We start from the raw sequence: 6750 nt of genomic DNA, 5'->3' as shown, positions 1-6750 counted from the left end.
CTATTTTTGCGAAGGTCTTGAAGGGACTATTTTTGCGAAGGTCGTGAAGGCCAGGGACGGTCGTCGTCCTGAAGCGGTGGCGTTGCCGGGTGTCGCCCAAAATCTCTTGGGCACTTTCAGGACGCTGTCAGACCCTCCCGCTTAGACTGGCGCCTCAGATTACGGCCTTGCGCCAGATCGGCTGACGATTGATCCCCCTGTCAGACGATTGCAGGGCTAGTGTTCTGACACCGATACCGCGTTCCCCGCGAGCCTTTTATGACGCGGTATTGTGTGCTCCCGTACCGGCCCGGCCTTTATTGAGCCGGGCCGCTTTTTTTGTGCCGGGCAAATAAAAAGGCGGCCGCTGAGCGGCCGCCATGATCGCGCGGAGGACCGGCCAGGCCGGCCGCCTGTCAACGGCGCATGCCGACGCCGATCGCCAATACGCCGGCCACGATGGCCGCGATGCCGGCCCAGGTCGGGATGGGCACCGACTTCTCGGTTTCGGCCGTGGCCTTCACCGAACCGATCTGCAATACGGTTTCTTCGGACTTGTAGTTGAAGCCCTTGTATGCCAGGGCCGCGATGCCCAGGACGATCAGGATGGCGCCAATGATTTTCATGTATTCCTCTCCGATTCCATGTTCGGTGCGCGGAAGTTAACGCATAGGCCCGCATGTGTCAGTGACAGAACGTGTCGCCTGTCGCAACCGTATTGCAGCACTTCGGCAAACCGGCGGCGTCGTATAGAATCAACCCTTTTGGCCGACGCTCATGTGGTTCAAAAACCTCAAGATTTACCGCCTCTCCTCGCCGTGGACTCTCGTTGGCGATCAGCTTGAAGAAACGCTTGCGCGCCACGCCTACCAAGCGGGCAACAACCTCGAAATGCAAAGCCTGGGCTGGGTCCCGCCGCGCGAAAACGGCGGGCTAGCCCATGTCGTGAACGGCCAGATCCTGCTGTCGCTGCGCGCCGAGAAAAAGCTTCTGCCGGGCACCGTCGTGAACCAGGTCGCCAAAGCGCGCGCCCAGGAGATCGAAGAGCAGCAGGGCTACAAGCCGGGCCGCAAGCAGATGAAGGAAATCAAGGAACGCGTCACCGACGAGCTCCTGCCGCGCGCCTTCAGCGTGTACCGCGACACCCGCGTCTGGATCGACCCGCAGAACCACTGGCTGGTCATCGACGCCGCCGCGTCCGCGAAGGCCGACGAAGTCATTGGCCTGCTCGCCAAGTGCGTCGACCCGTTCCCGCTGGAAAACCTGTACGTCGCGCAATCGCCCGCCTCCGCGATGACGGGCTGGCTGGCGGAAGACGAGGCCCCCTCCAACTTCACCATCGACCAGGACACCGAGCTGCGCTCGTCGGGTGAAAGCGGCGCGGCCATCCGCTACGTGAAGCATTCCATCGACGCCGACGACGTGCGCCGCCATATCCAGTCGGGCAAGCAGTGCACGCGCCTGGCCATGACGTGGGCCGACCGCATTTCCTTCGTCCTGACCGAAGGCCTGGACGTCAAGCGCGTGTCGCCGCTGGACGTGCTGAAGGAAGGCAACGAAGGCGTCGCCGCCAACGACGACGAGAAGTTCGATTCCGACATGATGCTGATGACGGGCGAACTGGCCAAGATGATGGCCGAGCTCGTCGAGGCCCTGGGCGGCGAAAAGAAGATCTAAGCCGTCGTCGCGCAACCACCCGCGAAACAAAGGCCGCCCTACCGGGCGGCCTTTTCTATTTCCGGGCCGGGCCCGGCATTGTCCGCACGCGCCGTACTCAGGCCGCCACGCTGCGGTCGCGCCCGGCCTGCTTGGCGCGGTACAGCGCCTTGTCGGCGCGGTCGATCAGATAGGCGTAGTCCGGGTGGCCGTCGAACGTGGCCACGCCGATGCTGGCCGTGATGCGCAAGGCGCCCGCTTCGGGAATCGCGAACTTGTGCCGGCGGATTTCGGCGCCCAGCTTCTCGGCCGCAGCCAATGCAGCCTCTTGCCCCGTGTCCACCAGCACCACCAGGAACTCTTCGCCGCCGTAGCGGAACACGAAGTCGCTGGACCGGCAGGCCTGGTGCACCACCTCCGCGAACTGCCGCAATACGTGGTCGCCGCCGGAATGCCCGTGCGCGTCGTTGATGGCCTTGAAGTGGTCGATGTCCAGCAGCAGCACCGAAAAGCGGCTGCCCTGCCGCGTGGAAATGGCGATTTCGCGCCCGACCACCGACGGCAGGAAACGCCGGTTCAACACGTTCGTGAGCGGATCGCTGCCGCTCTCGATCTCGGCCACCATGTCGAACAGGCCATTGAGCAGATGCTTGATGCGCGCGACCAGCTCCTGCAGCTCGCGCACCTGATCGGGCATCGACACTTGCTGCTGCGCGTCCGCCAGCATCAACCGCGGCAGCACCACGTCGTCCAGCCGCGTCACGGCCTCGGTGATCTGGCGCAGCGCGGGCGCGCTTTCGAACAACACGCCGCCTTTGTGCTGCAACCACAACCCGAATTCCGATGCAGCCAGACGCGGCAGCGCCTGCTCCGGCGCGCGGTAATGCAAGCCGATCAGCACGGCCTGGCTCCATTCCAGCAGCGCGGCGCGCTGGCGTTCGCGTTCGGTCGAGATGTTCTGGCCCAGCGCGAACAAGCGGTACGCTTCGTCATTGCGCGCGCCGCGGTTGATATCGCGCATGAAGGCGCGGCTCATCTGTTCGATCGCCAGGTCGAACAGATTGCAGACGTACTGCGTGGCAATGGAGGCCGCCGTCCCGTCCAGGTCGCTTGCACGCAGGCGCTCGGCGATCTCGTTCTTCAGGATGCGGGCGCCCGCCATCACCAGATGGATCGGGATATGGACGCGGGCATGCACTTCGCCCACTTTCTTCTGGGTCGCCATCAGCGCGGCGATATCGCCCTGGTCGCGCACGCAGAGCAGACCCTTCAACCAGTGCTTCATGCCGCTGTGCAGGCGGGTCGCGACGATCTCGTGGGACAAGCGGGGGCCTGCTTCGGCATCCGCCAGCAAGGTGGAATAGAAGGCGTCCACCAGTTCTTTGGCGCTATCGCCCACTACGGCCGCGACCTGGCCGCGCGTGTAGGCGTCGACCGATTGATAGACCGCTTCCCAGGCTTGCTCGTTGGACGCGCTCAGGTAGCACGCTTGGCCCGCGCCGCCCGTCCACGCCGGAACCGCGCTATTGCTCGAAGACATAAGATCATCCGCCCCAAAGATTCCACGCGTGTCTCGGAACGACACGCGACAGAAAGACAGCGCGGATTATCCTTCAAATCTCAAGGAGAGCCCCGCCGTGGCGCTGCCAGGCCGCGGGGGGCAGCAAGCCGAGGCTTATTCCAGACCGTGGAAGACGGAGTCGTCGGGGCCCACGTGCGACGGGTGCTGCCACGTCACGTCGCGCAGCGAGTGCTGCACCAGGCCTTCCACACCCAGCAGCACCGCGAAGATCGCCATGCGGATGGGGATGCCGTTGTCGGTCTGGCGGAAAATCGCCAGGCGCGGATCGTGGTTCAGGTCCACGCTCAGGTCGTTGGCGCCCGGACGGCTGTCGCGCGGCAGCGGGTGCATCACGATGGTCTCGGGGCTGCAGTACGCGTCGATGATGGCGCGGTTGATCTGGAAGTCCGGCGTGTAGCCCTCGTTCTCTTCGTTGGCGAAGCGTTCCTTCTGCACGCGCGTCGCGTAGATCACGTCGGCGCCGGACAGGCCTTCGGCCAGCGACGTCTTCTGTTCGATCACGTTGCCGTTGCGGCTGGCCTGCTCGATGATGTAGCTGGGCATTTCCAGGCCCTTGGGCGACACCAGCGAAAACTTCACGTTCTTGTACAGCGCCATCAGCTTGATCAGCGAATGCACGGTGCGGCCGTACTTCAAGTCGCCCACCATGGCGATATGGGCGCCGTCCAGCAACTTGCCCAGGCGCGAGAACTCGGTCAGGATCGTGTACAGGTCCAGCAGGGCCTGGCTGGGATGTTCGCCCGGGCCGTCCCCGCCGTTGACCACCGGAATGTTGGTGGCGCGCGCGAATTCCGCGACCGAACCCTGGTCGGGATGGCGGATCACCATGGCGTCCACGTAGCCGCTCATGACGCGGCTGGTGTCGTAGATGGATTCGCCCTTGGCCATCGACGAAAACGTGAAGCCCGTCGTGTCGCAGACCGAGCCGCCCAGACGGCAGAACGCCGAACCGAAGCTGACGCGGGTACGCGTGCTGGCTTCAAAGAACAGGTTGCCCAGCACGGCGCCTTCCAGCACCCGCGACACTTTCTGGCGGCGTGCGATGGGCTGCATCATGTCGGCCACGCGGAACAGGTCTTCGACCGATTCGCGCGTGAACTGGTCCACCGAAAGCAGCTGATGCTTGCCTTCGACGGCGATGCGCTCACGCAAGGGGCCATCTTGTACGCTTTGCGTATACTTTTCCAGCAACACGCCGTTTTGCACGATTTCGCTGACAAAACGCTGCACCACTTCCGGCATTGCGCGGAATTCCTGCGACCCCTCGGGCAACAACCAGGTATCCAACGCCCGACGTTTCACGCCGATCCGGGTCGCGAAAACGTCGCGCGTAAGGTTCAGGCGGCGCATGGCGTCGCGCAGGAAGGCTTGCTGGGAGATGGTCATGACGGGCCCCGAGAAAGAGGATTTATATACGCACCGCGCATATTATTCTCAACGCAAGTGCAAGTCCAACACTTTTGCGTACACGGGTTTACCCTTGGAATCTAGCGGCTGGCGTAGGACGTCATTTGCTGGGCGTCGGCCGTGCCCTGCCCCAGAGAGAACCAGCACGCACCGCAGAACGCCAGGGCGCCAAGCAGGTAGCAAATCATCGCCAACAACTGGGCCGGCCAATGGCCGCGCGTCAGATGCCCGGTGTAGCCCTGACGCAACAGGCTGACCTGCGCCAGGTAGGCAAACAGCAGCCCCAGGCACGAGGCGAGCAGCCCGCCCAGGAAGAGCGCCAGCGGCAACTGGAGGTCTGGCGCGGCAATGTCGCCGCCCACGATCCCCAGTGAAAAAGCCACCAGCGCCAATGCCGCGCCCCCGTTCAACCACCCCAGAAAGCGGAACGCCCCCGCCAGCAGCGAGAACGCGATGCCCGAGGACCGGATCTGCTGCGCGCGGGGATCCATGGGTCAGCCGCCGTTGCCTGCGCGGCAGACGGGCGTCGCGCTCTGGATCGAGGCGCGGGCGGCTGCGATTTCGGCCGCATCCCAACGCCCTTCGCCCAGCACGGTGACCGTTACCTTGGATTTGGCGGGGCCGTCGGCTTCCGCCGAAATCAGTTCCAGCACAGTAGCGGGTTCGCCCACCTTGTACAGCTGGATCTCGTCGGGGGCGCCTTTTTCCCCCAGGGAATGGCGCCAGGCGTAAGCGACGCCGTAGGGATGTTGCACGTTCACGTGGCAGGCGCGGACATATTCACCGCCACGGCGGAAGGCGGCCTGGTAATTGGTGTCGACACTGAAGGTCTCTTTCTTCACGGTGTCGGCCTCGTAGACGCCCTTGCTTGCGCAACCGGCCAACAGTGCCGCCAACGTTACACCCACCCATACAGACTTGCGCATGATTCTTCCCGCATTGAAATTCGGACTCCCGCGATTATGCCAGCGGCTGCAAAAAGGCCACGCGGGAAATGTCTGGACATTTCTGGCGTGGCCTTGGGCCGGCTATGCGGCAGCGGGAGGGCAGCTTACTTGGCAGCGCCCTCGATCTTCTCCCCGCCTCGCTGAATGTCCTTGCCAGCGCCCGCAACGGTGTTGCAGCCGGCCGTAAGGGCGGCGATCGAAAGCAGCATGACGAGAACGACTCTGTTCTTCATAAACCTCTCCTGTCTGGGCGTGGAAACCGAAGCCAGCATACCCCAAAGGCCCTCATCTGCGCATCATCCGGATGCGGGCCCTGGGCGGCCGCGGCAGGGCCGCCTGGGCGATTTTTCGAATGGGCTGAAAGCGGGGGGTCTGTCACGTTAGAAAATCTATCCTTCAACACCAGGAATGATCGTTTTACGTGGCCCAGTCCGGCTTACAGAATGGGGGCAAGCCTGTAGCCCAGGAAATAGCCTGTCTCCTTTCTATGCCCATGACCACGCCGACCTTGCACATTTACACGGACAGTTCGCCCAACGGCTTCAAAATCACCATCGCGCTGGAAGAGTTGGCGCTGCCGTACACCCTGCACCACGTGCGCATCGAAGAGGGTGAGCACCGCCATCCCGACTTCCTGGCGTTGAATCCCCACGGCCGCATCCCCGTGCTGCACGACGCGGCCACGGGCATCACCGTGTTCGAGTCTGCCGCCATCCTGCTGTATCTGGCCGGCAAGACCGGGCGCCTGCTGCCCGCCGACGCCAAGGGGCGATGGGAGGCCATCACCTGGCTGATGTTCCATAGCGCCAGCATGGGCCCCCTTCTGGGCCAACGCGTGCATGCCGAGCGCTTTGCGGCCGAGCGCCATGACGCGGCGATCGAGCGCTTTCGCCGCCTTACCGAAGATACCTTCGCCGTCCTCGACGCGCGCCTGGCGCATCGCCCATGGCTGGCTGGCGACGACTTTTCCATCGCCGATATCGCCACCTTCGGCTGGATGCACATCGCACGGATCGTCGAATTCGACTTCAGCCGATACGAACATCTGAGCGCATGGCACCAGCGGGCCAGCCAGCGCCCGGCCGTCCAACACGGCATCACCCTGCCGCAGCCGGCCGTCGGCCCCTGACTTTCTGCCTCCTGACTTTCTGCCTCCTGACTTTCTGCCTCCTGACTTTC

At 63.8% G+C, this 6750-nt stretch carries 8 protein-coding genes; 2 read left to right on the top strand and 6 right to left on the bottom strand.

The window, feature by feature from the left end; translation table 11 throughout:
* Positions 1-395: 395 nt before the first annotated feature.
* A complete protein-coding gene (locus tag ACO6D5_RS24575) occupies positions 396-605 on the bottom strand; it encodes a hypothetical protein (RefSeq protein ID WP_006225024.1) in 210 nt (69 codons plus the stop codon).
* Between the two features lie 151 nt (positions 606-756).
* Between ACO6D5_RS24575 and ACO6D5_RS24570 the strand changes: the two genes are divergently transcribed.
* Positions 757-1656, top strand: a complete 900-nt coding sequence (locus ACO6D5_RS24570) for a recombination-associated protein RdgC (RefSeq protein WP_088590243.1) — start codon at positions 757-759, stop codon at positions 1654-1656.
* A 97-nt stretch (positions 1657-1753) separates the two neighbouring features.
* On the opposite strand, the gene ACO6D5_RS24565 is transcribed toward ACO6D5_RS24570, so the two are convergent.
* The 5 genes from ACO6D5_RS24565 to ACO6D5_RS24545 all read right to left on the bottom strand — a co-directional run bounded on the left by ACO6D5_RS24565 (position 1754) and on the right by ACO6D5_RS24545 (position 5804).
* Positions 1754-3175: a diguanylate cyclase gene (locus tag ACO6D5_RS24565; protein WP_485826818.1), complete on the bottom strand. Its 1422-nt coding sequence runs from the start codon at positions 3173-3175 to the stop codon at positions 1754-1756.
* A 135-nt stretch (positions 3176-3310) separates the two neighbouring features.
* Positions 3311-4603, bottom strand: a complete 1293-nt coding sequence (locus ACO6D5_RS24560; RefSeq protein WP_006225027.1) for an aspartate carbamoyltransferase — start codon at positions 4601-4603, stop codon at positions 3311-3313.
* Between the two features lie 101 nt (positions 4604-4704).
* The gene (locus tag ACO6D5_RS24555) at positions 4705-5115 is read right to left on the bottom strand and encodes a hypothetical protein (RefSeq protein ID WP_485826817.1); all 411 of its coding nucleotides are present in this window, start codon (positions 5113-5115) and stop codon (positions 4705-4707) included.
* A 3-nt stretch (positions 5116-5118) separates the two neighbouring features.
* Positions 5119-5550: a BPTD_2524 family lipoprotein gene (locus ACO6D5_RS24550; protein ID WP_315529285.1), complete on the bottom strand. Its 432-nt coding sequence runs from the start codon at positions 5548-5550 to the stop codon at positions 5119-5121.
* Positions 5551-5675: 125 nt separating this feature from the next.
* Complete coding sequence (locus ACO6D5_RS24545) at positions 5676-5804, bottom strand: entericidin A/B family lipoprotein (RefSeq protein ID WP_006225030.1); 129 nt, start codon at positions 5802-5804, stop codon at positions 5676-5678.
* 254 nt (positions 5805-6058) lie between these two features.
* Here ACO6D5_RS24545 and ACO6D5_RS24540 point away from each other — a divergent pair, with 254 nt between their 5' ends.
* The gene (locus ACO6D5_RS24540; RefSeq protein ID WP_485826816.1) at positions 6059-6700 is read left to right on the top strand and encodes a glutathione S-transferase family protein; all 642 of its coding nucleotides are present in this window, start codon (positions 6059-6061) and stop codon (positions 6698-6700) included.
* Positions 6701-6750: the final 50 nt, after the last annotated feature.

The organism is Achromobacter sp., from assembly GCF_057314935.1.
Note: the sequence above shows the minus strand (reverse complement) of the source record. Positions and strands in the feature narration are given on the sequence as shown.